This is a genomic window from Candidatus Schekmanbacteria bacterium (assembly GCA_016219965.1).
Taxonomy (GTDB): Bacteria; Schekmanbacteria; GWA2-38-11; order GWA2-38-11; family J061; genus JACRJM01.
This window is the reverse complement of record JACRJM010000015.1, coordinates 310,793-335,838: the sequence shown is the minus strand read 5'-3', so window position 1 is coordinate 335,838 and position 25,046 is coordinate 310,793. Positions and strand designations below refer to the sequence as shown.

Below are 25,046 nucleotides of genomic sequence, written 5' to 3'. Positions count from 1 at the left end.
ATCTCAATACATAACTTTTTTCAAAGTATTGATTAAGGTATCAACGTTTTCCTTTCTCGAAGTGTGACCCATAAGCCCTATTCTCCATACCTTTCCCGCAAACTCTCCAAGCCCTGCACCGATTTCAATATTATACTCCGAAAGCATTCTCATACGCACCTTTTTCTCATCTATATCAGCAGGCACATAGACAGAATTAAGATTGGGCAGGCGGTACTCGGAATCAACTACAAAGCGGATTCCCATTTTTTCAAGTTCATCCCTCAGATAAATATGGTTTTCCATATGGCGGCTAAACCTTTTTTCAAGCCCTTCTTCAAGTATGATCTTTAATCCCTCATGGAGTCCGAATATCATGCTTATTGGCGCCGTGTGATGATATACCCTTTCACTCCCCCAGTATTTCTCGATCATGGAAAAATCAAAATACCATGACGGAACCTTTGTCTTTCTTTTCCGCAAGACTTCCATTGCACGTTCATTGGCGGTAAACGGTGAAAGTCCCGGAGGACAGCTCAGGCACTTCTGCGTTCCGCTGTAAGATACATCAATAAGCCAGTCGTCAATTCTTACATCCACGCCGCCAAGCGATGTAACGGTATCGACTATAAAAAGCGCTCCCTCCTCCCGCGCAATCCAGCCCGCTTCATCAAGCGGCTGATGCACTCCGGTGGATGTCTCGGCATGGACAAGCACAAGGGCTTTTACTTTCCCTTTGGCTGCTGAAAATGCTTTCACGATCTTCTCTATCTCTATGGGGCTTCCCCATTTCTCTTTTATCTCTGTAACCTCGGCGCCTATCCTTCCCATGAGGTCTGCTACCCTTGCACCAAACACACCATTAACACCGACTATAACTTTGTCTCCCGGCTCTATGAAGTTTACGCACGCTGCCTCCATCCCCGCGCTCCCTGTCCCGGAAACGGGCATGGTCAGCCTGTTCTTAGTTTTGAAAATCTGCCTCAAGCATTCCATAGTTGAATCCATGATTTTTAAAAAATCCGGGTCAAGGTGACCAACAAGCGGCTGCGACATCGCCTTTAATACACGCGGATCAACATTAGATGGACCAGGTCCCATTAAAAGCTTTTCCATAAATTATCCTCAGTTTTTTTATTTTCTATCTTACCAGATTTCCCCGTGCATCAAATCTTAAATTATAAAAACCACCTTTTTTTGAAATAGATTTATTTCCAGCAATTGAACGGTACACATCCTCTGAAACCGACATGCGTTCTAAGCTCAGAGTATCTTTTATTCTGATAATCCTTGCCCTTTCCGGAGCTCTTACCCATGCTGATTTTATAGCAAGAGCAAAGGCCTCACGGTCGTTTTTAACCACAACAGGGATCTTCCCCCTGTCAATGAATGTTGAAGTTATGGCATTAAAATAAAAGGCATCAAAATCTATTTTCTTGAAAAATCTCTCAGTTATTATGTCAGCAAGCGCAAGCCCCGCAGCATTCCCCTTCGACTGCCGTGTAAGATCTAAAACTACAATCCTTGTTATACGCGGCTTTTCACTCTCATGTTCAAAACGAATCACCTTCCTGCCTATCACATGCGTGTCCATCCCTGTCCCGCTTATCTCTTTTCCCATGCGGTCAACAACAAGGAGGTCAATGTTGCCGGCAGGTAAAGAAGGATGAAGTTTTTTTGCAATCTTTAGGAGCTTCTTTTCTCCGTCAATTATCTCATCTGCTTCAAAGGCTTTTATAATCGCTGTCTCACCGGCGCTGTTTTCAACTATTCCGAGACCTGCCATAAGATGAATGGCTGAAAAGATTTTTTTTGCAGCCGGGATTATGCATTCTTTTAGTCCTTTGATTCCCATGCTGTGTATCTGGGCAGCTCCCTGAGGTCCTCCAAGACCGACTGCCGTCATCTTGAGCAGCCCACTCTCATGCGTACCCTCGAAATCAGTGTGAGGCTTTATCCTGTTAAAGATTATTATTCCGTCAGCACCAAGCGCTTCCCTGTCGGTATAAACTGTAATGCCGTTGGGAAGAGTGCCTATCTTAACATAGCTATCTCCTCCCCTTATTGGTATGCCGCATGACTTTTCCGTAATACCCATTCCTTTCAGTATCTCTCTTCTCCCTTCCGCAGTTCCTCCTCCGTGGCTTCCCATTGCAGGGATTGCAAAAGGTTTTAATCCCTGCGAGCGAAGAAGCTCGCCTGCAATCTTAAGAATGTCACAATATCCGCTTATTCCGCGGCTTCCTGCCGTTATTCCGACAGATGCGCCTTTAGGAAGTTTTTTTAGAGAAGCGAGTGAGAGGATATTCTTCCTCAAGGAGTCCTCTATATTAGGAACCTTTGGTCTCTTAAAATCGCAGACTATATCAATGAATCTGGGGAGTTTTTCGCTATACAGCCCCTGCGGCTTCGTTCCTGATAAAAATTTTATATTCATAAGGATTATTTTTATACAGGAGAGGTCGCCTCCAAGTCAAAAACATTCAGCAAGTGGATAATTTTGAGATATGGGAGTTTGAGATAAAAAGGTCGTAGCTTAACAGTCCTGGATTTTCTTGACAGTGAATTGCGAATTATGTAGTAAGTACTTACATTCTTTTGATATATTACAGGATAGATATGGCGCGGCCTAAAAATACGAACACGGCTTTGACTGAAGAACAGATACTTGAGAAAGCCTTCGATGTCTTCTCGCAATATGGCTACAGGGGGAGCACCACGAAGATGCTGGCAGATGCTTCAGGTGTAAACGAGATAACCCTTTTCCGCCATTTTGATAGCAAGGAAAACCTGTTCAAAAAGGTCATAGAGCATTACTCCTTTCTTGCCCGCATAGAGGAACTGGAACCAAAGCTCGAACATCTTTCATATACCGAAGCACTTGAGCTTCTTGCCGGTAGTTTCATTGACAATCTATACAGGAACAAGAATCTCGTAAGAATAATGACAACCGAGGCATATAATCACCCTACCCATGCGCGGATGATATACAAGAATCTTGTAGAAAAGGTGTTCAAACATTTCGTTAATTATCTGGGCAAGTTTTCAAAATCGCGCAAGCTCAGAAAGTTTGATTCTCCTCTTGCAGCAAGGGCGTTTTTCGGGATGTTCTTCTTTTATTTTATGAACCAGGAATTCTTCTTTGAAAAGGAGATAAAGAAATTCAATCAAAAACATGTTGTCCGTGAATATGTACAACTCTTTCTTAAAGGGACTGTAAACGATGAGCGAGGAAAGTAAATTGTCTGAAAGCAAAGTGGAGAAAGATAAGAAACCTGCAAGCAGGAACAATAATAACGGAGGCAGAAAGATAACCGGTATTATAATCCTGCTTATTATTTTAGCTGCCGGAAGTACAGCAGGCTACTATTACTGGAAATACCTTTCGACTAACATAATCACCGACAATGCCTATGTAAAAGGACACCTTTTCACAATAAGTTCGCGGATTGACGGCACGGTCAAGGAGGTTTTTGTAAGAGACAATATGCCGGTAAAGCAGGGAGATATTCTGGTAAAAATAGACCCTGCTGACTATGAAGTAACTATAGAAAAAAATCGTGCAGCCCTTGAGGTTGCCAAACAGGAAATAAAACGAAGATATGCCGCAGTAGAATCAGCAAAAGCGCAAATAGAATATTCAAAATCAAAACTTGAGCTTTCAAAAATCGAACTGAACAGGGCGAAAACGCTTTACGAAAAAGCCGTTTATCCAAAGGAAAAATATGACCTTGCGCTGACCAATTATAATGTCGCTGTAGCTCAGGTTAAAGCTGATGAGGAAAATCTAAAGCAGGCCGAGGCAATGGTCTCGAAAGACAATGACGAAGCGATCATCCGCGAAAAAGCTGCCGAGCTCAGACAGTCAGAACTTGACTATGAATATACTTCGATATATTCCCCTGCAGACGGCTATATAACGAAAAAGAGCATCGAAACGGGAAACAGGATATCTGAGGGACAGCCGCTTTTTGCGATTATTCCTTTAAATGATGTATGGATAGAAGCCAATTTCAAGGAAAATCAGGTTGAAAAGCTGAAACCCGGAATGAAGGCAGACATAGAAGTTGACACTTTCCCTGACATGAAATTCAGCGGACACATCGAATCCATAATGGCAGGTACAGGCGGCGCATTTTCTCTCCTTCCTCCTGAGAATGCCACCGGAAACTGGGTCAAGGTCGTGCAGCGAATTCCTGTAAAGATCCTCCTTGATAAAGATCAGGACCCGGATCATATTCTGCGGGTAGGAATGTCCTGTAATATTATAGTACCACTTTCAGAATAACTAAGGCTAACGGGCACTTCATGTCAGTTCCAAAAATAAACAAGTGGCTTGTGGCTTTCACAGTCATACTGCCGACTTTTGTTGAGATAATGGACACAAGCGTTGCAAACGTGTCATTAAATCATATCAGGGGAACATTCAGCGCTTCCGTTGATGAAGCCACCTGGGTTCTGACATCCTATCTCGTATCAAATGCGATAATATTGCCCATAACAGGCTGGCTTAGCAGTTTGATGGGAAGAAAACGTTTTCTGATTTTTTGCATTATGATCTTCAGTGTCTCATCGTTTCTTTGCGGGTCTGCCCCAAATCTTATGAGCCTTGTATTCTTCAGGGTATTACAGGGTCTTGGAGGAGGCGCTTTACAACCTTTATCACAGGCAATACTCCTTGAGACATTTCCAGTGGCTGAACACGGTATGGCAATGGCTGCATACGGAATTGGTGTCGTCATCGCGCCTGTCATCGGACCCATAGTCGGCGGATGGATCACCGACAACCTTTCATGGAGATGGATATTTTACATCAACATTCCTATCTGTATTTTGTCTGTAATAATGGTCATGCTCTTTATCTATGATCCTCCCTACATCAGGAAGGCTCCGGGGAAGATTGATTATTTCGGATTGAGCTTTCTTGCCATTGGACTTGGCGCTTTGCAGATAGTCCTCGACAAGGGTGAAAGGGAGGATTGGTTTTCATCGAACTTCATCATTTATTTAACTGCAATCGCAGCCGTGAGCCTTGTAGTCTTCGTTGTGATAGAACTATTCTTCGTTAAAAATCCTGTTGTGAACTTAAGGGTAATGAAAGATATTTCTTTCACCAGCGGAAGCATGATGATGTTTTTCGGTTTCTTCGGAATGTTCGCAAGCATAGTACTCTACCCTATTTTTCTTCAAACGCTCATGGGTTACACAGCAACACTTGCCGGAATGGTCCTTGGACCCGGGGGTCTTACAATACTTCTTTTCATGCCTATAACAGGAATTCTTCTTAGATTTTTTGATGCAAGGAAAATACTTGTCGTAGGGCTTATAATTGGAAGCTATGCTGTTTACATGATGTCACAGCTTAGCCTTGATGCAAGCTTTACAAATATTCTTATACCAAGAATTGTGCAGGGTGTGGGAGTCGCCTTCTTCTTTGTGCCATTAATGACTGCCACAATGAGCACCATCCCGAAAGAACAGATGGGAAACGCCACAGGGATGTTCAACCTTCTGAGAAATCTTGGAGGAAGTTTTGGTACAGCCTTTGTCATGACACAGCTTTCAAGAAGGGCGCAGTTTCATCAATCAATGCTCAGTGAAAAACTAAATATCTATAACTTCAGTTTCGTAATGGCATATGAGAGGACAAGCGAGCTTTTAAAACGGACTTTAGCCGCAGGTACAGCCACTGCCCAAACCACACTTGAGATGATTTACAATATGACACTTCGGCAGGCATTAATGTACTCATTCGCTGATATGTTCTATCTTCTCTGCATACTTAATCTCTGTATCCTTCCTCTTGCTTTCCTGTTAAACAACACAAGGCGCCGTCATGGTTAAAAGAACCACCGATTATTTCATTTTCTCGCTTCTTCCAATCTCAATATTCATTCTTCTATTCCCCGGGAAAAACATCCTTACAGCTATTCTGATAGCAGCCGGGTTTTTAATAATATGTTTCCTCTCAGGGAGGATTCATACTGCCCTTAATGCAGGGAAACAATGCTTATGGTGCGGCAAAGAATTGGTTGAACAGACTGAAAGCACAAATATAAGTTTTGCAGTGTGCAGTAAAAAGCACATGGAGGGAATGCTGAAATTCGCTTCTTTTATCCAGAGAAGAAAAGCTCTGATCGCATCGCTGATATTTATCCTGATTCTGCTTTTTATCGCAACATTTCTCTCTGAGGACTCAGTGAAGATTCACACAATCTCGATTTTTCTTCTCCGGTTTCTCTGCGGCTCTTTTCTTATTGTAATCTCTTCCCTTCACAACAAAGAACAGCCTTTGGAGCAAAAAGATTTCCCAAAAGTTTTGCGAACCCTCTCAACCCTCTGCCCTCCGGGCATCAATATCAGCCTCTGGACGCTGAAAGTCTGCGGCGTTCTTATCCTCATCATCGAATCCGACCTGGCATTGCCGGCGGTATCAAAGCTGCTGGTGAATTTGTTCTGAATATCTTTCTGCTTTTGCACCACACAATTATCTTTTTTTAATTAAGTTTGGGCAATTAATCCTTGAGGCTCGCCATTAAAGAAGATAATATAAAATGTGAGGTATATTAAATCTGCAGGGAAATATATGACAGAAGAAGAACTTTTACAAAAAGATATGGTTGTTAAGGCAATTAAAGAAGAATTTGCTGCAAACAACATTAACGTTAAGTCAATCCTGCTATTCGGTAGCAGGGCAAAAGGGGCATCAAAACCTGACAGCGACTGGGACTTTCTGGTGGTTGTGGACAGAGAGATTGAACGCAGAGATAGGCTTAATATAGTTGGAAGAATCCGCCATCGCCTGGCTGAAGCTTTTATTGATGTTGACGTAATAGTTAAATCTGAAGAAAGTTATCTGGAACAGTCTAAGAATGTCGGCTATGTAACCTATTATGCTGCAAAAGAAGGCATACTGTTATGAATGAAGATATTGTGAAAAAATGGATCATAAAAGCAGAGAACGATCTGAAAACAGGTCGAGATGAACAGGCATCCGTAGATGCCTGCAACAGATATGGTCTGCTTTCACATGCAGCAATGCGTTGAGAAATATCTTAAGGCGTATCTCATCTTTCATGGCAAGGAGATAAGCAAAACTCACAACATCTCTTTGCTTATCTCGCAATGTATGACAATAGACAATAGTTTTGAGATATTAAATAATGATAAAATTGAAAATCTGACGGATTATGCAGTTGAAGCACGGTATCCTGATGATTTCTATATGCCAACTGCTGAAGAAACTGAAAAAGCAATCAAGCTTGCGGAAACTGTTAAACAATTCGTGTCAAAAAAACTCAAGCTTTCCCATTTGCCATTGTTTTAACTGATTACACCTGAAAGAGGAAATGGCTGCTTAGCTATTTTTTCGCAAATGTGGGATTTGGATGTGAGGCGAGAAAGCAATATTTTTTGTAAATTTGAGATTTGGATGGCAGACGCGAAAGCTGATAGTTTATGTTCTCGGATTTGGAGTCAGGCGACGAAGCAATATTTTTTTGCAAACGTAAGATTTAGATAGCAGACGCGAAAGCAGATTGTTTATGTTTTTCGCAAATGCGGGATTTGACGTCAGGCGAGGAAGATATATTTTTTTGTAAATTTGAGATTTGGATGGCAGACGCGAAAGCGGACAACGAGAAAAGCGGAGCATACTTTTCCGTATGTGAGCATTTGCGAGTTGGCCACTGACAAAGTATGCCACCAAAGGTCAAATTTACTGAAGGATGGTCAGATGACCATGATATCATACTCTTCCAGATGACTATCAAAATCCGTCTTAATGACCAGCTTCTTGCGGTGGATCCGTTCAAGCTCTTCGATTGCCTTGCTCTCTTCCTCGTAAAGCTTGTCCGCTATGACGGGGTTCACGCTCACCATGACTTTTCTGCCGGATACCTTGCCAAGCTCTTTTGAGATTTTCCGAAGTATCTCGAAACATATGGTAGTGGCTGATTTCACCATGCCCCTTCCGTCGCAATATTCGCATGGCTGACATAGCGACTTGCTGAGCGATTCCCTTACGCGTTTCCTTGTCATCTGGACAAGCCCGAGTTCTGAAATCTTGAGAATATTTGTTTTTATCCTGTCCTTGCTTATCTCATGCTCAAGAGCTCTAAAAACCTTGTCGCGGTTATCCTCTTTCTGCATGTCTATAAAGTCTATAATGATTATCCCGCCCAGGTTTCTCAGCCTTAACTGGTAAGCAATCTCTTTGACCGCTTCTAAATTGGTCTTTAATATTGTCTCTTCAAGGTTCTTCTTCCCTACATAACGTCCGGTATTCACATCTATGGAAACAAGCGCTTCAGTTTCATCTATGATGATATAGCCGCCTGATTTCAACCAGACCTTTTTCCCCAATGCCTTGTCTACCTCTATTTCTATGCCATAGGCATCAAATATAGGCTCTGTACCTTCATATTTTTTAATCCTGTCTTCATATATTGGCAGGTATTCACGAACGAACCTGAGGCATCTCTCGTAGTCCTCGTTAGAATCGATTATGACACGGTCCACATCTGACGTGAGAAGGTCTCTTATGACACGCAGTATAAGGTCAAGGTCAGTGTGGATGAGAGACGGAGCAGTCTTGTTCTCTGACTTGTTTTTTATAGACTCCCATAGCTTCATAAGGAAGTTTATGTCCGTTTTAAACTCTTCTTCCGTCCTTCCGTCGCTGACAGTCCGCACTATAAAACCATAATTATTCGGGTTAAGGTCTGATATTATTTTCTTAAGCCTGAACCTTTCATTCCTGTCTTCAATCTTCCTTGAAACGCCTATGTGGTCAACAGTGGGCATAAACACAATGTATCTTCCCGGAAGTGTAATATAGGATGTAAGGCGCGGACCCTTTGTTCCTATCGGGTCTCTTGAAACCTGAACAAGAAGCTCCTGTCCATTTTTCAAAAGGTCCTCTATCTGCGGTTCAGATTCACTCTTTCTCACATTCTTCCCGGGGATTTCCTCATTGTAAAGCTCTTCTTCATTTTCCTCGTCGCTGAGATCTTTTTCTCCTTCAAGAAAACCCTCATAGGCGCGCTTATCATCGCATATATCACCGACATAGAGGAATCCTGCCTTTTCATTTCCTATGTCAACAAAGGCGGCCTGCATACCAGGAAGTACCTTTGTGACTCTTCCCTTATAAATGTTCCCCACGAACCCCTTGTCTTTTTTCCTCTCAATGAATATCTCAGCTACTCCGCTGTCCTCAAGGATTGCAACACGTGTCTCATAGCTTGTGGTATTTACGATAAACTCTTTGGCCAACTGACAATCTCCGTTCTTTTCTTTAAATTAAATAAATTTTTGTTGTTTAAAACACAATCAGGTTTAAAACATAATTAGATGGATAAGGCAACCTGTTTCCTGACGACCTGAATGCCTTTAGGCAATGGAAACGATAACCCGAAGACCGAGCATAAAACAAGGTATATTGCAGGGGCAACTCCGTTTTTGACATCAACACTTATGGACAGGTTCACTGAACCGTCTCTGTTTTCTCCGGGGCTTTTAAGAAAGCTTACAAACTCTCTAAGATCTATGTCGGACTTTTTTTTACCGGTATCTCTGACAACATTGAATCGTTCACTTTCCTCAAATAGCCTGATTTTTTCATGGACTGTTTCAATAGAAAGTTTTTCCTTTTGCAGCATCTCAGTTCCGAACACCACATAGTAAATAAACTGTCTGACGCTTGCCTGAAGAGAAGACTTAAGACTCTGCATTTTTTCCACATCAGTTACCATGAATCCGGAGGGAAGTTCGCTGTTTAGCTTTTCCATAATTTCCGGCAATCCCATATCATGCAAAAGCTCGATATCAATATATTCACATTCAGACTCGACTCCCACAGAAAGCGGCATACCATATGCAATAGAAGGATGAGGATTAAATCCATCTGAATATTCTATAGGCATTTCCGCACGTGCAAGCACCCTGCTGAACATCTTCTGAAATTCACGATGCGAGATAAACCGCATATTCCCTTTTTTTGAATACTTTATCCTGTAGAAAAATCTCTCCCTGTCTGAAGCTTTAAAGTGCGATACCTTTTTTGCATCTCCTCCGTCTTTCTTCTGTTCTTTCTCTGTGCCCTCTGTGGTCATCTGATTTATTTGCCTTATATCTGCGCACTCTTTCTCAAAGCCGCAGGAATTGCATCTTCCAAACCTGCAATCAACTGTTTTTTCCTCTTTCAACGACGCCGCATATTCATCTGACAGGAATTTCTTTTTTACACCGCAGTCAATATGTTCCCACGGGAATATCTCATCCTCATGCCTGACCCTCCTGGCGTAGAACTCCATACTGAGTCCTGAGCTAGCAAAAGCCTTTTCCCAAATACTGAAATTAAAAAAGTCCCGCCATCCGTCAAACCTCGCCCCCATGCGGAATGCCCTTAATATCGCGTCTCCCGTCCTTCTGTCGCCTCTTGCCATTGCCCCTTCCACAAGGCTTGAAGTAGAGTCATGCCATTCAAGGTCAACACTCCCTCTTTTGAGCATTGCCTGAAGCATCCTTATCTTATGTTCGATATCTGCCCTGTCTTCCATTCCTGTCCATTGAAATGGGGTATGTGCCTTTGGGACAAAGGGGGATATTGAAACGGAAATCCTTTTTATCCTTTTTCCTGCTGTCTTTATAATTTTCATAATCCTGTTCACAAGACCTGCTATCTCTTCAATGTCTTTCTCAGTTTCCGTTGGAAGGGATATCATGAAGTAGAGTTTCACCGCCCTCCACCCCTTTGAAAAAGCACTCTCAACGGATTCAAGGATCTCTTCTTCTGTTATTCCTTTGTTTATGACATCGCGAAGCCTCTGTGACCCTGCTTCAGGCGCAATGGTAAAACCTGTCTTTCTTACCTTTGCGATCTCTTCAGCGATTTTCCCGTTCTTCAGAAGTGTTGCCCTTAAAGATGGAAGCGACACAGAAACCCTTTTCTCCTCCATCATGGCAATCAGTCTGGTAACCACATCCTCTATATATGGATAATCTGCCACGTTCAGGCTTGTAAGCGCCACCTCTTCGTACCCTGTTTCTTTTATACTTTCATCAGCAAGAGCTATTACGTCCAGAGCACTCCGTTCACGGACAGGCCTGTATATAATGCCTGCCTGGCAGAATCTGCATCCGGCAGAGCATCCTCTACCGATTTCGATGTTCACTCTGTCATGCACAGCCTCGCAGAAAGGAATTATGGTTTTTGCCGGATTATGAGAAGACATAAGAGAAAGAATGCTTCTTTTGCGGATTTGCGCTGACTGCTCCCCTTCCTTATTAATTATGGATTTAATCGTGCCGTCATCATTGTAGTTGACCTCATAAAATGACGGGACATAGACTCCGTCAATACCGCTTATGGCTTTAAGGAGCTTTCTTTTATCTCTCTTCTCATCTTTCTTCCAAATGTTAAAAACATTAACAATGTCAACTATACCTTCCTCGCCATCGCCGATAAAAAAAGCATCGAAGAAATCTGCGAGAGGCTCTGGATTGAATGCGCATGGACCTCCGCCTATTATGAGCGGGAATCTTTCATCTCTTTCAGAGGCTTTAAGAGGTATGCCGGAAAGCTCTAGGATATTCAGGATATTTGTATAAAGAAGCTCGTACTGAAGTGAAAAACCTACTATGTCAAAATCCCCGAGAGGCATTCCTGTTTCAAGACCGAAGGGTGAAAAACCTTCGCGCCGCATAATCTCCTCCATGTCAACCCACGGAGAATAAACTCTCTCTGCCTGCACACCCTTCATCTTGTTAAGGATGCTGTAAAGTATGCGCAGCCCGAGGTTCGAAACCCCAAGCTCATAGACCTCGGGGAACACGAGGGCAAATGTCAGCTCCACTTCTTCCTTTGATTTGACAATAGAGCCAAGTTCCCCACCGGTATAGCGTGTGGGTTTTTGAACTGAGTTTAGGCAGTCTATAATTCTTTTATTCATGAAGATTGTAATAGCTCAAAAGGATGGCAGGTTCAACCTGATATGTATAGATAGAAAGAAAGTATAAGAGATTATTCAGCGCCGTCAATCATAACTGAGCGGCAACCTTCTTTAGCTCTCCAAGCATTGCCACAGCGAACCGCGATGCTTTCTGATCAACATACTTAATCTTTATGCCATCAACAACATCCATGAAAGGAGAAGGCTCCTTTTCAATGCTTATTACATCGAGCCTCACTATGTTCATCAATGGATGGGTATCGGACGGGGCTTTTACTACTCCTGCCCTTCCGGTTATCCTGCAGCAGAAGTTTCCTGAATCAAAAACGCCAAAGACTATTTTTTTGTTCTTCACAAGGTTCTTGTATGTGGAATCATCACGGTGAACCGCAAAAAGCAGGCTTTCCTCATCCTTCGCAATAAAAAAGGGAATAATAGTTAATGCAGGTATGCTGTTAGTGTCAACTGCAGATATAAAAGCAACCCTGTCCTTTTCATTCAGCCTATCTCTTAACTCTTTGGAAACTTTGCTCTCACTATTTTTATTCATAGATAAATCCTCAGAAATTAAGAAACTCCCTTTATCATACTTTCCGCCGCCGTATATGGGTCTATCTCCCGCAGAGCAACGCGCCTTGCAAGATCCGTTAACGTACCATTAGTAGAATGACTCATAACTTCACTGAGCAATTTGTCTTTTATGATATTGATTATCTCTTCCTTGTTCCTCGATATATTTTTTTCGAGACGGATATTATGCATGCTTTCAAGGTATTTTCTGTGCTCCATAACAGTGCTGATGAGTTTGTCAACTCCTTCTCCCGTAGTCCCTATGGTCTTGACTACTGGTACATCCCAATTCGACTCTTTTCTCCTCGATGAGCTTAAATCAAGTATTGCATTAAGTTCTCTTTCAAGCTTTTCTGCCCCGTCATTGTCTGCTTTGTTCACAACGAAGATATCTCCTATCTCCATTATCCCTGCCTTCATAGCCTGCATCTCGTCCCCGGTGCCGGGAGCAAAGACCACCACCGTTGTATCCGCGACTTTCACAACATCTATCTCATCCTGCCCCACACCAACTGTCTCTATCACTACCCAGTCAAAACCACTCGCATCAAGAACTCCTGCAACATCAACAGTCTTTTTTGAGAGCCCTCCAAGACACCCTCTGGTTGCCATGCTCCTTATAAAGACCTTTTCATCGAGAAAATGTTCATGCATGCGTATCCTGTCAGCGAGAATAGCTCCTCCTGAAAATGGACTTGAAGGATCTACTGCAATTACGGCAACTTTCGAATCATTTTCCCTGCGCAGATGCGTTATAATCTTATCTGTAAGCGTGGATTTTCCGGCGCCCGGAATCCCTGTAATACCTAACACATAAGCTCTGCCAGAATAAGGATGAAGCTCTTTTATAAGTTCAATCCATCCTTCTCTTTCGTCTTCAATGGCAGTCAGGATTTTTGCTATGGCCCTTAATTCACCGCTAAGGGCGTTCTGAGCAAGGCTCACTTTCCGATATTCTCCTGGACAAATTTGATTATATCTTCAGTGGAAGCACCCGGGGTAAATACCTCTTTTACGCCATAACTTTTAAGCTTTGATATATCATCATCGGGAATGATGCCGCCTCCAAAAACTACGACATCGTCCATCTTCTTTTCCTTAAGAAGCTCCATTATTCTTTTAAACTGGTAATCATGGGATCCGGAAAGTATGCTAAGACCTATTCCATCAACGTCTTCCTGCAGAGCTGTTGCCACTATCTGGTCCGGCGTCTGGTGAAGGCCTGTGTAAATCACTTCATAACCGGCATCTCTAAGGGCGCGGGCTACTATCTTTGCTCCTCTGTCATGCCCGTCAAGTCCCGGTTTAGCTATCAATATCCTCATTTTCTTTGCCACTTTAAGTTTCCTCCTTCAATCAATGATATCGTTGCGTCTTTATTGCTTTATCAACTTTAACGGTTTGTAATCATTATCGAACCATCATTTTTTTTGACTAAACGCGTCCTTGAAGCCCGTGTTGTGCTTTTTGTTTTTGAACCGGATGCTGATATATCCCCTGAGCCGGTATACGTTCCGAGCACTCTTCCGACGAATTCCTGTGTTTCATTGTAAGGGGGAATCCCGCTGTACTTCTGTACTGCTCCCTCCCCTGCATTATATGCCGCAATCACTAACGGAAGGTCCCCTTCGAAGTGCTTCATAAGGTAATCAAGATAAGCAGCGCCCCCTTCGATATTCTGCTTGGGATCGAATGTATCAGTCACTCCAAACCTCGAAGCAGTGTCAGGCATAAGCTGCATAAGACCTACTGCCCCCTTGTTTGAAACTGCTTCCGGGTCAAAATTGGATTCATGCTTGATTATGCTCTTTATCAGCTTTGGATCATGATTGTACTTCTGGGCAACCTCATCAATAACGCTGGAATAGGCATTGCTGAGCACTTTGGAAGTATATTTGGGTGTATATGAAGATGATTTATAAACTGCTTTCCGTACAGCTCCACTGGCAGCGCCATTATAGGGATCATCGGTAAAGTGTATGGAGCCGTCAGAATTTATTATTTTATAAATAACAGCATTGGAAAGCCCGGTGAAGATAAAACATCCCAGATTTATAAATAGACTTACAAACAGAATAATAATGATTTTTTTTATACGGGACTGCATACTTTTTTTATAACATCTAGTTGGTGTCATGTCAACCGCTTTGATGCGAAACCCATTGTAATTTAAATAAATTTTCTATCCGGTATTTCTCATTCCTGCTGCGATTCCGTTTATCGTCAGAAGGACCATAAATGTAAGTCTCTGCCTTTCTGAGGATGAAAGCCTGCGATTTCTCAGCTCCTTTAAAAGTTTGACCTGAATGTAACTTAAAGGATCGATATAAGGATTTCTCAGTTCTATTGAACGCCTCAGTATCTGGTTATTTTCAAGAAGTTTATTGTGTCCCGTAATAAAAAGTGTCATAGCAGTTGTGAGTTTATACTCATCTTCTATGCGTTTAAAAATCCTATTTGCTATTTTCCTGTCATTTACAAGCTCAGTATAATTCCTTGCTATCCGCATATCAGTTTTAAGAAGCGTCATTTCAAGATTATCAATCATGACCCTGAAGAAGGGCCAGTTCAAATAGATATCCCTGATAGTTTTTTTCCTCACATTCGAATTCCCGATAAATTTTTTAAGAGCGGAGCCCACTGCAAACCATCCCGGCAGTATATGCCTGTTCTGTGTCCAGCTGAAAACCCATGGTATGGCACGAAGATCCTCTATTCTTCTCGAACTTTTCCTTTTCGCAGGCCTTGAGCCAATGTTCAAAAGACCAATCTCTTCAATGGGAGAAGCCTCGTAAAAATAATCTATGAACCCCTCGTCATCATAAACAAGTTCCCTGTAATTTTTAAACGAATACAGGGAAATTTCTTCCATCACCTCTTCCCGGCTGTCAGTTTCGCATACATTGCTTCTTTTTGCGTCATCCCTTTTTGCGTCATCCAATAGACTCATGGTTTTCATGACCACAGCGCTGAGTACGAGTTCAAGATTTCTCATGGCAATATCTTTAAGCAGATATTTGGATGAAATCACCTCTCCCTGTTCGGTGAGTTTTATCTTTCCGTTCATGCATCCATCAGGCAATGCAAGTATGGCAGCATTGGTAGGTCCTCCTCCTCTTCCTACTGTACCGCCTCTTCCGTGGAACAATTTGAGCTCTACTGAATGTCTTTCTGCAAGACATGAAAGTTCTTTTTGCGCCTTATAAAGCTCCCATGTGGATGTAAAATAGCCGCCGTCCTTGTTGCTGTCAGAATAACCGAGCATTACTTCCTGAAGCATACCGCGCTTTTCAAGGTGGCTGGAGTAAACAGGATTTTCCCACAATATTTTCATTACTTGAGGGGCATTTCTTAATGTTTCAATGGATTCAAAAAGAGGAACAATGTCTATCAGGCTTTTCCTGCATAATAAAAGCACTTCCATCACATGGCTTGCACCGCTTGTATTGCTTATGATGAAGCTTTGAACGGATTTAGGAGATATCTCATTCAAAAGCTTTTTAATAGTTTCGAAGGCACCTGTAATTTTTAATGTTTCTTCAGAAAGCTTACCTGTCTTTGTCCGCACATTCTCCGCAGATTCCATAGCCAGAGATAATAAATTTGTCCGTTCCTCATCTTTCATCTGAGCATAATCGGAAGCCTTGCAAATCCCGGCGGCTTCGCATACTTCACCTGCGGCAGAAGTTATTTTTTTTGAATATTCGCGGATATCAAACCTTGCAAGATAAAATCCGAAAAGCCTCGCCTTTCTTATGAGAGTCCCAAGTTCTCCCCTTGAAATAATCTCTCCATTGTTTTCTTCGAGGCTTTTTTTAAGACATTCGAGATCGGAGATAAACTCAGCTTCCTCGCTATAGATTTTCTTTAGCTCTATTTTTTCCACAGGGCCCTTTGGAGGTGATGCATAGTTCTTCTGGATGGTGTTGTTAAGCTTCTCTATCATAAAAGAAAGCTTTTTCCTGTAAGGCTCGTTACTGTTCCTCCCTGAAAGCGAAAGGGCCAGAGCAGGCATGTTCTTTTCATCCCCGGATATTGATGCCATCAGGCAGTCATCTGCCGGCACAATTCTCGTTGAAACGCTCAATGATTCAAGAAGATTCCTGCAGTCAGATCTGTAGCGGTTAAGGATCAGGTCTTTCTGATAACGCGCGGCTGTGATGGTGACATCGTTGGTCACGAGCGGGTTGCCGTCGCGGTCTCCTCCAATCCATGTGCCGAAGGTTATCAGCTCAGGCGACTTGAACATTCCACTCCCTATATTCTTAGCCACAACCTGCTCAAACTCCCTGTGCAGCTGCGGAAGGGAGTTGTAGAATATCTCGTCATAATAATAGAGTCCGTTTCTTATCTCATCCATCACTGTAGGTTTATCCCGCCGTACTTCATCAGTCTGCCAGAGGAGAGTGATCTCTCTTTTAAACTCTTCCTGCAGGGATTCACCTTCAACCGAACTTAGAAACATCCTGTCTTTTTTTTCAAGAAGCTCTGCAATATGTTTAAGCTTTGCGAGAGATGTTCTTCGCACGGCTTCTGTGGGGTGGGCTGTTGTTACAAGCTCAACAGCGATTTTTTGAAGACAGGAATCCAGTTCGCGGGATGTAACTCCTTTTTCTTTAAGCCAGAGACCAAGCTCTTCAATAGAGCCTTGCTGGAATACCGGTTCCTTGACCTGCTTGTAAGCCTTGCGTCTTCTTATCCTGTGGTACTGCTCAGCCATATTCACAAGCTGGAAATAATGGGAAAAAGCGCGAATAACGCTGACAAGTTTCCCATTGTCAATTTTACCGATAATCTGCCTGATTTTTTTGTCCGAGTCCTGATTGTAGCGGTTACGGAGTTCTTTGCTCAACAGGCGTACTTTCTCCTCTATATCGAAAACTTCCTTGCCTGCCTGTTCGAAAAGCACTTCGCCAAGGAGATTGCCAAGGTATCTGACATCATGGCTTAATGGTTTGTCTTTTAACTGCCGGGATAACTGGGGCTTGCCTTTCTGCATCCTGCCAACAACACTTTTTCTATGGCTTTTTTTCATCCTTTGCCTCTTGTTTTTCAAATGGACAGCCGCCAGACGGAGGACCTTGTGCTGGAGGCGGTCCCGGGACAAAGTTAACAGGACCATATTTTTTTAACTCATTTATCATTGAAGGCATATCAACCCGCCTTGCCGTGGCAAAGCCGGACATTACTTTCCTGGTTTTCCGGCTTCCGCATTTACTGCATTTCCTGCCGAAAAATTTAAACTCATCCACCTTTTCTATAAAAGAGGTGACATGACCGCATTTTTTACACTTATATTCGTAAATAGGCATATCTAAAATCTCTCATCTCAAAAAAACAGTTTTTATATTGTACTGCTGCTCATTAATAATTTATCTATTTTCTTTTTTATTCTCAATACCTCTGCCAGAGATAAAGCATGGGCAATACATCCCTCAGGAGAGTTAGGTTTGTCCGCATCAAAGCACTCCGAAATGTAGCCGAGCCCTGCATCATTCAAGTGTAAAAGCAGAGGTTCCAGAATCATATTCGCCTTTACAAGAGCCACCCTGGAATAACCCTTAACATAAAGATAGGCGTCAATAAATGCGGCAAGAGTCCATGGGCGAAGCATAACCTTTTCTGCAAACAGAGATTCCGATGGGTGATCATGGTCGCCTGCATAGATATATCTGTTAATCTCTCCGCAGCAACGAAGACCAAAAGCGAAAAGCAGATGCCTGTGAACAACTTCAACAACTCTTTCCGCTTTGTCCATGGGAAGAGCAGTGAAAGGAAGGGCAACAGCAAAAATCTGATTGGACGTAAAAGATGTGTCCTGCCCCCAATCTGAGACAAAATCGCAGAGATAGCTTCCATTCGCATACCAGAACTGAGATACAATGCTTTGAGACACCCTGTCTGCAAGCGCTGAATATGACCCGCCATCCACTCCATACTCTTTCGAATATTTTTCCATTATTCGAAGTGCGTTGTACCACAACGACTGAACCTCTATCTCTTTGCCGTACTTCGGGGCCGAACCTTCAACTCCGGAACATAAACTGTGATATGGGACATCAGTTTTTCTTCTGTGTGAAACCAGAAGTCCGTCGGTATCCATTTTTATGCCTGACGAAATACCTGCGCCGGTAAGGAATGAAATGATTTCTTTGAATATGCCAAAAAGATTATCCTTGATAAATGCACAGCCGCTGAACTCTGAGGAATAATGATATGATGAATTTATCATCCAGAGACATGCTTCAACAGCATCGGCGACTAAATCATTATTACTACCGGTTGGATTCTCTGAAACGATGCTCTCCCTGAGCAATGGCACAGCCCTTACAAATTCCTTCTCACATTCCTCTTTTTTCCCGGTAGATATGAGAAGCCCTGTCATAGCCATCATGGCATCCCTTTTTGATTCGCTTCCCCAGTGGTAACCTGAAACAATAGAACTTCTTCCAGAAAACCCTTCAACAGGCGTTCTTTCCTGAGATATAAATGATTCAGCCGCTTTCATGAGCATGAACTCATTCCAGTCAGTTTGAGACCCGCATTTCTCTCTTATGGAATTTAATCTCTTAAGCTCCCTCATTCTTTCCTCACCAGCATCAAAGCCGGCAGGCAACTCTTCGGACGAGGCAATGAGGGAAAACTCTGTCTTTGATTTGAGCACCGCCATAAAATAACCTGCATCAAAAAGATCTTCAGCAAATTCTTTCTCAGTGTTTTTGTCGGTGTCATACTCGAAGTTATGGTACCAGCATCCGCCGGTCACAAAAGTTATATCATCAGGATAATAGAGATAAAGGGGCGGAAGCTCAGGCTCAGGATGGAACATAGTAAAGCCTTTTCCATTTTTCATCTTGAGGTCATAATCATCAGAGTGCGGCTCAATAAGCATGCCTGCTTCCCTGAATGCAACAAGGGGGGAGATTATAAAGTTAACATCACGGTCGGCCGGGAATATCCTGTATGTTATTACCACTGCATTTATCCCCTGCGGCATGAAAACTTCTTTTTCAAGGATTATATCTTCCATCATGAAGACCATCCTCGGAAATGGCGAGAGGGTGAACTCCTGTATGAGGAGATATCCCTGCGGATGGACAGTCTTTGGATACTTGTTTGTGGAAATCTTGTAGGCATTGTTGCCGACCTGAAGAACTTCCTCGAACTTGGATAGAAGGACTGCCTTCCGTCCGGGGTCGTCTGAAGTGCCGGCAGGGACCACAAGCAAACCATGATGGCGTCTTGTATTGCAGCCAATTACCGTAGATGATGCATACCCGCCAAGCCCGTTGGTTAGAAGCCACTCTTTTCTCAGGGCAATCTTCAGGTTGCTTACAACATCCTTACCGAAGGATATCATTATCTATTTATCACTTGCAGTTTATCAGCGCTTTGCCGGCAAACAGTGCATTGGCGCCGAGATCTTCTTCTATGCGCAGAAGCTGGTTGTATTTCGCCACCCTGTCGGTCCTGCATGCTGAGCCTGTCTTTATCTGTCCTGTATTCGCAGCTACGACAAGATCTGAGATAGTAGTGTCTTCAGTCTCACCGGACCTGTGCGAGACAACAGCCGTATAGCCTGCGCTCCTTGCCATGAAAACCGCATCAAGTGTCTCAGTGAGCGTTCCAATCTGGTTGAGTTTTATAAGGATGGAATTTGCCACACCTGATTTTATTCCTTTCTCAAGCCTCTTTGTGTTCGTCACAAAAAGGTCATCGCCTACAAGCTGGATCTTGCTGCCTAGCTCTTTTGTAAGAGCCGCCCAGCCGCTCCAGTCATCCTCTGCAAGACCGTCTTCAATTGAGATTATGGGATATTGTCTCACCCAATTGCTGTAGAACTTCACCATGTCGTCAGAGGTTTTTTTTGAGCCGTCAGACTTCTTAAAAACATACCGTTTTGCCTTCTCATCATAGAACGAGCTTGAAGCAGGGTCGAGGGCAATGTAAATATCTTTTCCTGCCTTGTAGCCTGCTTTGCCGATTGCTTCAAGGATCACCTCGACAGCCTCATCATTGGATTTAAGATTGGGTGCAAATCCCCCTTCATCTCCAACCGCTGTTGAGTATCCCTTTTTCTTGAGTACTGATTTAAGGGAGTGAAATGTCTCTGCTCCCATCCTCAATGCCTCTGCAAAAGACTTTGCACCGGCAGGCATTATCATAAACTCCTGAAGGTCAACATTGTTGTCTGCGTGGACACCGCCGTTCAATATATTCATCATAGGGACAGGAAGAGTCCTACCCTGCACACCTCCGAGGTATCTGTATAATGGCATGAACATTGAGTCTGCCGCTGCGGCTGCAACTGCAAGAGAAACACCAAGTGTTGCATTCGCTCCAAGTCTCTTCTTATTTTCAGTGCCGTCTAATTTTATAAGAGCTTTGTCAACTTCAGCCTGTTCAATTGCATCCATTCCGGAAATTTTATCTGCTATAAGGGTGTTCACGTTCTTAACCGCCTTCAGCACTCCTTTTCCCCCATAACGTTTTGCATCTCCATCGCGAAGCTCCACGGCCTCATATATTCCTGTAGAAGCGCCTGACGGGACTGCGGCTCTTCCTATGGCCCCGCAGGAAAGCTGAACTTCAACCTCCACAGTCGGATTTCCCCTTGAATCAAGTATCTCTCTTCCTCTTACACCAACGATAACAGTCATGATCTCTCCTTATACATTAAACGATTTTTAATTGTGGTTTTAAAAATCTCTTCAATCTTTCTGATGCCTTTACTTTCTCGGTAGTATCAACCTTTGCGCGTCCTATCCAGCCGTTTAATATTTCCGTCGTGCGGTCATAGGTCTCCCTGTCAACGGGGTATGGTATCCTGTCCTTGCCGCCATGTGCAAAGCTAAACCGGGCAGGATCATCATAGCTTGCTTTTTCACCAAATAAAAGTTCGCTCAAAAGACTAAGTGAACGTATTGTCTTTGGTCCCACTCCTTCCATTGAAAGGAGTTTTTCAAAATTTGCCGGTCTTGCTTCGTAAGTTTTAAGCATAATCTGCGAAAAATATCTTGAGCTTATATCTTCCTTTAAAATCTGGTGCCTTGCCGGAAGGTTAAGGCTTCTAAGCTTTTCAGTCTCCTTTAACCAGAACGCAGGGTCTTCGCAGGAAAGGCGCGATGAAGAGCTCCTTGCACCTTCGCTCTGCTTTGCAGTCATGTCAAGTGCTTCCCTCCTGTCATCACAGCATATCGCTGTGTGAGGCTCTTCCACAAAGTCTGCAACTTTCTCCGAAAACCAGTGGTAACGGCGCGCATAGCCATTGTCATCATTCATCCCCTGCTGGACAACCGCCCATTTGCCGTTTACAGTGAAGAAAAAACAGTGATGATAGAGCTGGTAGCCATCCTGTACCGCAGAGCTGTCAACCTTTGCAGACATCCGGCTTGCATAGACAAGAGAGCCGCCGTCGCAGCCTGTGCGCATCGCAGCATTTTCAATCTCTTTAGGAGTCTTTCTTGAAGCTCCCCCCTTACCTCCTGCTATAAACAATCCTAATGCCCTTTCTTTCCCCTTCATTGATTCCTTCATGGCGCCGCAAACAGTGGTAGTGACACCGCTTGAATGCCAGTCAAAACCCAGTATGCACCCAAGCGCCTGAAACCAGAAAGGATCAGATATCTTCCGTAACACCTCTTCCGGCCCGCTGTCTTCAGCTATTATTTCAATCACTGCTCCGGCAAGCTTTACCATCCTGTTAAAAAGCCAGGCTGGAGCTTTCCCTCCGTGAAGCGGTAAATTGGCTGTTCCGGTTTTCATGTCTTTTTTGTAACAGATAAGTATGATAAATGCAATATTCTGAAATTTTTATGGAGACTCTTAAATATGTGGTTTGTTCTTTCGCTTGTCTGTGCTTTCCTGACTGCAACGAGTGATGCGCTGTCAAAAAAAGCACTCGAAAAAAACAACATCTATTTCATATCATGGATAAGGCTCATCTTCTGTATCCCCTTTCTTCTTCCTCTGCTGATTGCGACCGGATTACCCAAGCTGGATGGTTATTATTTTACTTCAGTAATCTTAGGACTTCCTATTGAAATATTGGCACTTCTTCTATACATGAGATCGATACAGATTTCGCCGCTCTCTCTTACTATTCCCTTTCTTGCGCTTACACCTGTGTTTCTCATCCCGACTTCATATCTCATGCTCGGTGAGAAGACAGGTCTCTCCGGAATTGCAGGAATAATGCTTATAGCCGGTGGGGCATATGTGCTTAATATATCCCATCTTAAAACAGGGTTCTTTGAACCATTTCGAAGAATAACAAAAGATAAAGGTGTGATGATGATGGTTTGTGTGGCTTTCCTCTATAGCATAACATCAAACTTCGGTAAGATGGGGATAACTCATTCAAGCCCCATGTTCTTTGGATGCACATATTTCATGCTCCAACCCATTCTTCTCATCCCTTTTATTAAAACTAACAAAAGCAACATATTCAATGAGATAAAGAGTGGAATATTAATTTTAACATTAACAGGATTTGTCTATACTGCATCCATCATTACTCACTTTGCTGCGCTATCAATGGTGGAAGTCGCTTACATGATTTCAGTAAAAAGGAGCAATCTTATCTTCAGCGTTCTTTACGGCGCTGTTTTTTTCGGAGAAAAAGGTCTTGCCCAACGAATGACAGGCAGCATTATAATGCTTGCAGGAATCATAATACTTGCATTTGCGAAATAAAAACAAAACTATAAACTTCTAGGTAGTTCTTTATTTATTATGGCAATCCCAAGTTCAAATTATTTTACTGTAATTGGTTTTGACTTTATGTTGTTGTTTTCATCAGACTCTGTCACGTCACGACCATCATCACAAAAAGCTTTTATATAATAAGCACCTGGCGTTGCATTGACTTTCCATGTAAGTTTAATAGTTGCGCCTTTTTTACCTTTAATATTTCCCGTCTTTTTGGGTTGTCCTACTGGAGAGTCTCCTCCTTCAACAGTATCACTATTGTTAGATGACAGATAAAACTGTACAGAAGAATTAGGAGCACTCTTATTCCCAATATTTTTTACATCTGCAATCAAGGTAATCTTCTTTCCATTTTTCGCTTTACCTTGAAAGTTAATTGATTGGACAATAAGATCTGGCAATTTTGCCGGCACTGTAACTGTAATAATACTAAACCCTGCTGGCAATGCGCTAATACCATCAGGAGTTGTAACACTCACATCCCTTGTGCCTGTTATTGCGAAAGGATCAATTGAGATGCTTGCAGTAATCTCTGTGCTGCTTATCACTGAAAAACTATTTATCTCTATTCCAGAGCCAAAACTTACTGCAGTGGCATCGGTAAAGCGGGCGCCACTTATAGTGACATCGAGCATATTCCCCTGCTCTCCGGAATTTGGATTTACCTCAACAACAGCCGGTCCTGAAACAACAGCTTGTCCGGAGCGTACCGGCAAAAGATAATAATAGGCATATGCCTTATTGCCGTAATGAACACTGCCATCCGCCATAGAGACGCCCCACGCAAATTTTTTGTTGAATGAGTATGTAGTAGATGTCCAATAGTCCAGTGACCACACATTTGTGAAACCTTCAATATTAATCCAGTGCCAAGCTTGATCTATCTTGTCCACATTCAGAAGGCTTACAAGCTCGTTTCTATTTGGAAGATACCAGTCATTATACCCAAGATAGTTGCTGGCGTTAAGAGATGAAACATAGTCAAGAGTATCCTGCCATGTTTTTGCATTGCCGAAAGGATTCCCGTTTTTTGCCCAAATCAGACCTGTCAGATTATCTGTTATTGTTTCATCGCCATTGTCAGTAAACCTTGGATCAGGCCATGCAACTCCTGCCAGAATCGCAGCATCGTCTCCTTCTACATAGCTATGTGTTTGCCCGGTCTGAGGCAAACATATAGCAAAATTATCAACTTCTCCACACTGTCCGGAACGAACAGGCCAGACGTAATAATCTCCGTTATTCTTCTGACGTCCAATCAGGTGAGCACTCCACATAAAGATATCCCATGCACATGTGTTAGCATCTCCATAAGTTGAAGAAGACCAATATCCAGCCGACTTCACATTGACAAAGCCTTGGTTATTAAGCCATATTGATGTATCTTCTTCACCGCTATTTATAAGACTTTGAAGCTCATTACTATTTGGAAGACGCCAATCAGTGTATCCAAGATAACTTTCAGAATTAAGTTTATCTATATAGCTTAAAGCATGCGTCCAATATACAGCACCATCGCCAGGTTTATAATCACTATCATAGTCCGAATCTTTTGTTGCTATAACATTCCCATCCTTTGCCCAAATTAAACCTGTAAGATTGTCTGAGACAGTTTCATCTGCATTATCAGTAAACCGAGGATTAGGCCATGCAACTCCCGCCTGAATATCTCCGTCCTGTCCAGTACCCACACAGGCTATTTCGTTTCCATCATTATCATAACACTTTGTCTGTCCTGTCTGAGGAAGTTTGATCACACCTCCAGCTAGTGCTGTTGAAATAAATAAACTTAAAAACATTAGAACAAACACAAATATTTTTATTCGCATTTCA

General features: G+C 42.8%; 20 protein-coding genes and 1 pseudogene. 7 read left to right on the top strand and 14 right to left on the bottom strand.

From position 1 onward, the window contains the following. Nucleotides 1-3: 3 nt before the first annotated feature. Entirely contained in the window at nucleotides 4-1,095 is a 1,092-nt protein-coding gene (locus tag HZA77_14815) for an alanine--glyoxylate aminotransferase family protein (GenBank protein MBI5376702.1), read from the bottom strand. A 25-nt stretch (nucleotides 1,096-1,120) separates the two neighbouring features. Continuing rightward, nucleotides 1,121-2,416 (bottom strand): DUF2088 domain-containing protein, encoded by a 1,296-nt coding sequence (locus HZA77_14810; protein ID MBI5376701.1) that lies wholly within the window; start codon nucleotides 2,414-2,416, stop codon nucleotides 1,121-1,123. A 182-nt stretch (nucleotides 2,417-2,598) separates the two neighbouring features. Between HZA77_14810 and HZA77_14805 the strand changes: the two genes are divergently transcribed. From HZA77_14805 to HZA77_14780, 6 genes and pseudogenes are all read left to right on the top strand, one after another. Then, the gene (locus HZA77_14805; GenBank protein ID MBI5376700.1) at nucleotides 2,599-3,219 is read left to right on the top strand and encodes a TetR/AcrR family transcriptional regulator; all 621 of its coding nucleotides are present in this window, start codon (nucleotides 2,599-2,601) and stop codon (nucleotides 3,217-3,219) included. Nucleotide 3,220: 1 nt separating this feature from the next. After that, nucleotides 3,221-4,267 (top strand): HlyD family secretion protein, encoded by a 1,047-nt coding sequence (locus tag HZA77_14800; protein ID MBI5376699.1) that lies wholly within the window; start codon nucleotides 3,221-3,223, stop codon nucleotides 4,265-4,267. A gap of 20 nt (nucleotides 4,268-4,287) precedes the next feature. After that, nucleotides 4,288-5,823, top strand: a complete 1,536-nt coding sequence (locus HZA77_14795; protein MBI5376698.1) for a DHA2 family efflux MFS transporter permease subunit — start codon at nucleotides 4,288-4,290, stop codon at nucleotides 5,821-5,823. Further along, the gene (locus HZA77_14790) at nucleotides 5,816-6,439 is read left to right on the top strand and encodes a hypothetical protein (protein MBI5376697.1); all 624 of its coding nucleotides are present in this window, start codon (nucleotides 5,816-5,818) and stop codon (nucleotides 6,437-6,439) included. The genes HZA77_14795 and HZA77_14790 overlap by 8 nt, the downstream gene beginning before the upstream one ends. 126 nt (nucleotides 6,440-6,565) lie before the next feature. Beyond that, nucleotides 6,566-6,901, top strand: a complete 336-nt coding sequence (locus HZA77_14785; GenBank protein ID MBI5376696.1) for a nucleotidyltransferase domain-containing protein — start codon at nucleotides 6,566-6,568, stop codon at nucleotides 6,899-6,901. Next, nucleotides 6,898-7,306, top strand: a pseudogene (locus tag HZA77_14780) (HEPN domain-containing protein). Before HZA77_14785 ends, HZA77_14780 begins: the two are co-directional and overlap by 4 nt. Before the next feature lie 404 nt (nucleotides 7,307-7,710). Here the strand turns inward: HZA77_14780 and HZA77_14775 are convergent. From HZA77_14775 to HZA77_14725, 11 genes are all read right to left on the bottom strand, one after another. After that, nucleotides 7,711-9,255 (bottom strand): Rne/Rng family ribonuclease, encoded by a 1,545-nt coding sequence (locus HZA77_14775; GenBank protein ID MBI5376695.1) that lies wholly within the window; start codon nucleotides 9,253-9,255, stop codon nucleotides 7,711-7,713. Nucleotides 9,256-9,329: 74 nt separating this feature from the next. After that, on the bottom strand, nucleotides 9,330-11,933 hold the full coding sequence (locus HZA77_14770) for a TIGR03960 family B12-binding radical SAM protein (protein MBI5376694.1): 2,604 nt from the start codon (nucleotides 11,931-11,933) through the stop codon (nucleotides 9,330-9,332). Between the two features lie 88 nt (nucleotides 11,934-12,021). After that, on the bottom strand, nucleotides 12,022-12,483 hold the full coding sequence (locus tag HZA77_14765) for a pyridoxamine 5'-phosphate oxidase family protein (GenBank protein MBI5376693.1): 462 nt from the start codon (nucleotides 12,481-12,483) through the stop codon (nucleotides 12,022-12,024). A 17-nt stretch (nucleotides 12,484-12,500) separates the two neighbouring features. Continuing rightward, the gene (gene meaB, locus HZA77_14760) at nucleotides 12,501-13,448 is read right to left on the bottom strand and encodes a methylmalonyl Co-A mutase-associated GTPase MeaB (protein MBI5376692.1); all 948 of its coding nucleotides are present in this window, start codon (nucleotides 13,446-13,448) and stop codon (nucleotides 12,501-12,503) included. After that, entirely contained in the window at nucleotides 13,445-13,828 is a 384-nt protein-coding gene (locus HZA77_14755) for a cobalamin B12-binding domain-containing protein (GenBank protein MBI5376691.1), read from the bottom strand. The genes meaB and HZA77_14755 overlap by 4 nt, the downstream gene beginning before the upstream one ends. Before the next feature lie 68 nt (nucleotides 13,829-13,896). Continuing rightward, nucleotides 13,897-14,610 (bottom strand): lytic transglycosylase domain-containing protein, encoded by a 714-nt coding sequence (locus HZA77_14750; protein ID MBI5376690.1) that lies wholly within the window; start codon nucleotides 14,608-14,610, stop codon nucleotides 13,897-13,899. 75 nt (nucleotides 14,611-14,685) lie between these two features. Next, nucleotides 14,686-17,538 carry a phosphoenolpyruvate carboxylase gene (gene ppc, locus HZA77_14745; protein MBI5376689.1) on the bottom strand — a complete coding sequence of 951 codons (2,853 nt, stop codon included), beginning with the start codon at nucleotides 17,536-17,538 and terminating at the stop codon, nucleotides 14,686-14,688. After that, the gene (locus HZA77_14740; protein MBI5376688.1) at nucleotides 17,522-17,815 is read right to left on the bottom strand and encodes a zinc ribbon domain-containing protein; all 294 of its coding nucleotides are present in this window, start codon (nucleotides 17,813-17,815) and stop codon (nucleotides 17,522-17,524) included. Before HZA77_14740 ends, ppc begins: the two co-directional genes overlap by 17 nt. 32 nt (nucleotides 17,816-17,847) lie before the next feature. Continuing rightward, nucleotides 17,848-19,863, bottom strand: a complete 2,016-nt coding sequence (locus HZA77_14735) for a glycogen debranching enzyme N-terminal domain-containing protein (protein ID MBI5376687.1) — start codon at nucleotides 19,861-19,863, stop codon at nucleotides 17,848-17,850. Between the two features lie 10 nt (nucleotides 19,864-19,873). After that, nucleotides 19,874-21,163, bottom strand: a complete 1,290-nt coding sequence (gene eno, locus HZA77_14730) for a phosphopyruvate hydratase (GenBank protein ID MBI5376686.1) — start codon at nucleotides 21,161-21,163, stop codon at nucleotides 19,874-19,876. Between the two features lie 16 nt (nucleotides 21,164-21,179). Next, nucleotides 21,180-22,268: a DUF763 domain-containing protein gene (locus tag HZA77_14725; GenBank protein MBI5376685.1), complete on the bottom strand. Its 1,089-nt coding sequence runs from the start codon at nucleotides 22,266-22,268 to the stop codon at nucleotides 21,180-21,182. 66 nt (nucleotides 22,269-22,334) lie between these two features. Here HZA77_14725 and HZA77_14720 point away from each other — a divergent pair, with 66 nt between their 5' ends. Further along, on the top strand, nucleotides 22,335-23,198 hold the full coding sequence (locus HZA77_14720; protein ID MBI5376684.1) for an EamA family transporter: 864 nt from the start codon (nucleotides 22,335-22,337) through the stop codon (nucleotides 23,196-23,198). Nucleotides 23,199-23,257: 59 nt separating this feature from the next. Here HZA77_14720 and HZA77_14715 read toward each other — a convergent pair whose 3' ends face one another. Beyond that, a complete protein-coding gene (locus HZA77_14715; protein ID MBI5376683.1) occupies nucleotides 23,258-25,042 on the bottom strand; it encodes a DUF1566 domain-containing protein in 1,785 nt (594 codons plus the stop codon). Between the last annotated feature and the right edge of the window lie 4 nt (nucleotides 25,043-25,046).

Excerpts from the sequence above, each read along its gene's own strand:
- HZA77_14795 (MBI5376698.1), top strand. The coding sequence starts at position 4,288 with ATGTCAGTTCCAAAAATAAACAAGTGGCTTGTGGCTTTCACAGTCATA.
- HZA77_14755 (MBI5376691.1), bottom strand. The coding sequence starts at position 13,828 with ATGAGGATATTGATAGCTAAACCGGGACTTGACGGGCATGACAGAGGA.
- HZA77_14805 (MBI5376700.1), top strand. The coding sequence starts at position 2,599 with ATGGCGCGGCCTAAAAATACGAACACGGCTTTGACTGAAGAACAGATA.
- HZA77_14720 (MBI5376684.1), top strand. The coding sequence starts at position 22,335 with ATGTGGTTTGTTCTTTCGCTTGTCTGTGCTTTCCTGACTGCAACGAGT.
- HZA77_14810 (MBI5376701.1), bottom strand. The coding sequence starts at position 2,416 with ATGAATATAAAATTTTTATCAGGAACGAAGCCGCAGGGGCTGTATAGC.
- HZA77_14725 (MBI5376685.1), bottom strand. The coding sequence starts at position 22,268 with ATGAAAACCGGAACAGCCAATTTACCGCTTCACGGAGGGAAAGCTCCA.
- HZA77_14815 (MBI5376702.1), bottom strand. The coding sequence starts at position 1,095 with ATGGAAAAGCTTTTAATGGGACCTGGTCCATCTAATGTTGATCCGCGT.
- HZA77_14715 (MBI5376683.1), bottom strand. The coding sequence starts at position 25,042 with ATGCGAATAAAAATATTTGTGTTTGTTCTAATGTTTTTAAGTTTATTT.
- HZA77_14735 (MBI5376687.1), bottom strand. The coding sequence starts at position 19,863 with ATGATATCCTTCGGTAAGGATGTTGTAAGCAACCTGAAGATTGCCCTG.
- eno (MBI5376686.1), bottom strand. The coding sequence starts at position 21,163 with ATGACTGTTATCGTTGGTGTAAGAGGAAGAGAGATACTTGATTCAAGG.
- HZA77_14750 (MBI5376690.1), bottom strand. The coding sequence starts at position 14,610 with ATGCAGTCCCGTATAAAAAAAATCATTATTATTCTGTTTGTAAGTCTA.
- HZA77_14770 (MBI5376694.1), bottom strand. The coding sequence starts at position 11,933 with ATGAATAAAAGAATTATAGACTGCCTAAACTCAGTTCAAAAACCCACA.
- HZA77_14785 (MBI5376696.1), top strand. The coding sequence starts at position 6,566 with ATGACAGAAGAAGAACTTTTACAAAAAGATATGGTTGTTAAGGCAATT.
- HZA77_14765 (MBI5376693.1), bottom strand. The coding sequence starts at position 12,483 with ATGAATAAAAATAGTGAGAGCAAAGTTTCCAAAGAGTTAAGAGATAGG.
- ppc (MBI5376689.1), bottom strand. The coding sequence starts at position 17,538 with ATGAAAAAAAGCCATAGAAAAAGTGTTGTTGGCAGGATGCAGAAAGGC.
- HZA77_14790 (MBI5376697.1), top strand. The coding sequence starts at position 5,816 with ATGGTTAAAAGAACCACCGATTATTTCATTTTCTCGCTTCTTCCAATC.
- HZA77_14740 (MBI5376688.1), bottom strand. The coding sequence starts at position 17,815 with ATGCCTATTTACGAATATAAGTGTAAAAAATGCGGTCATGTCACCTCT.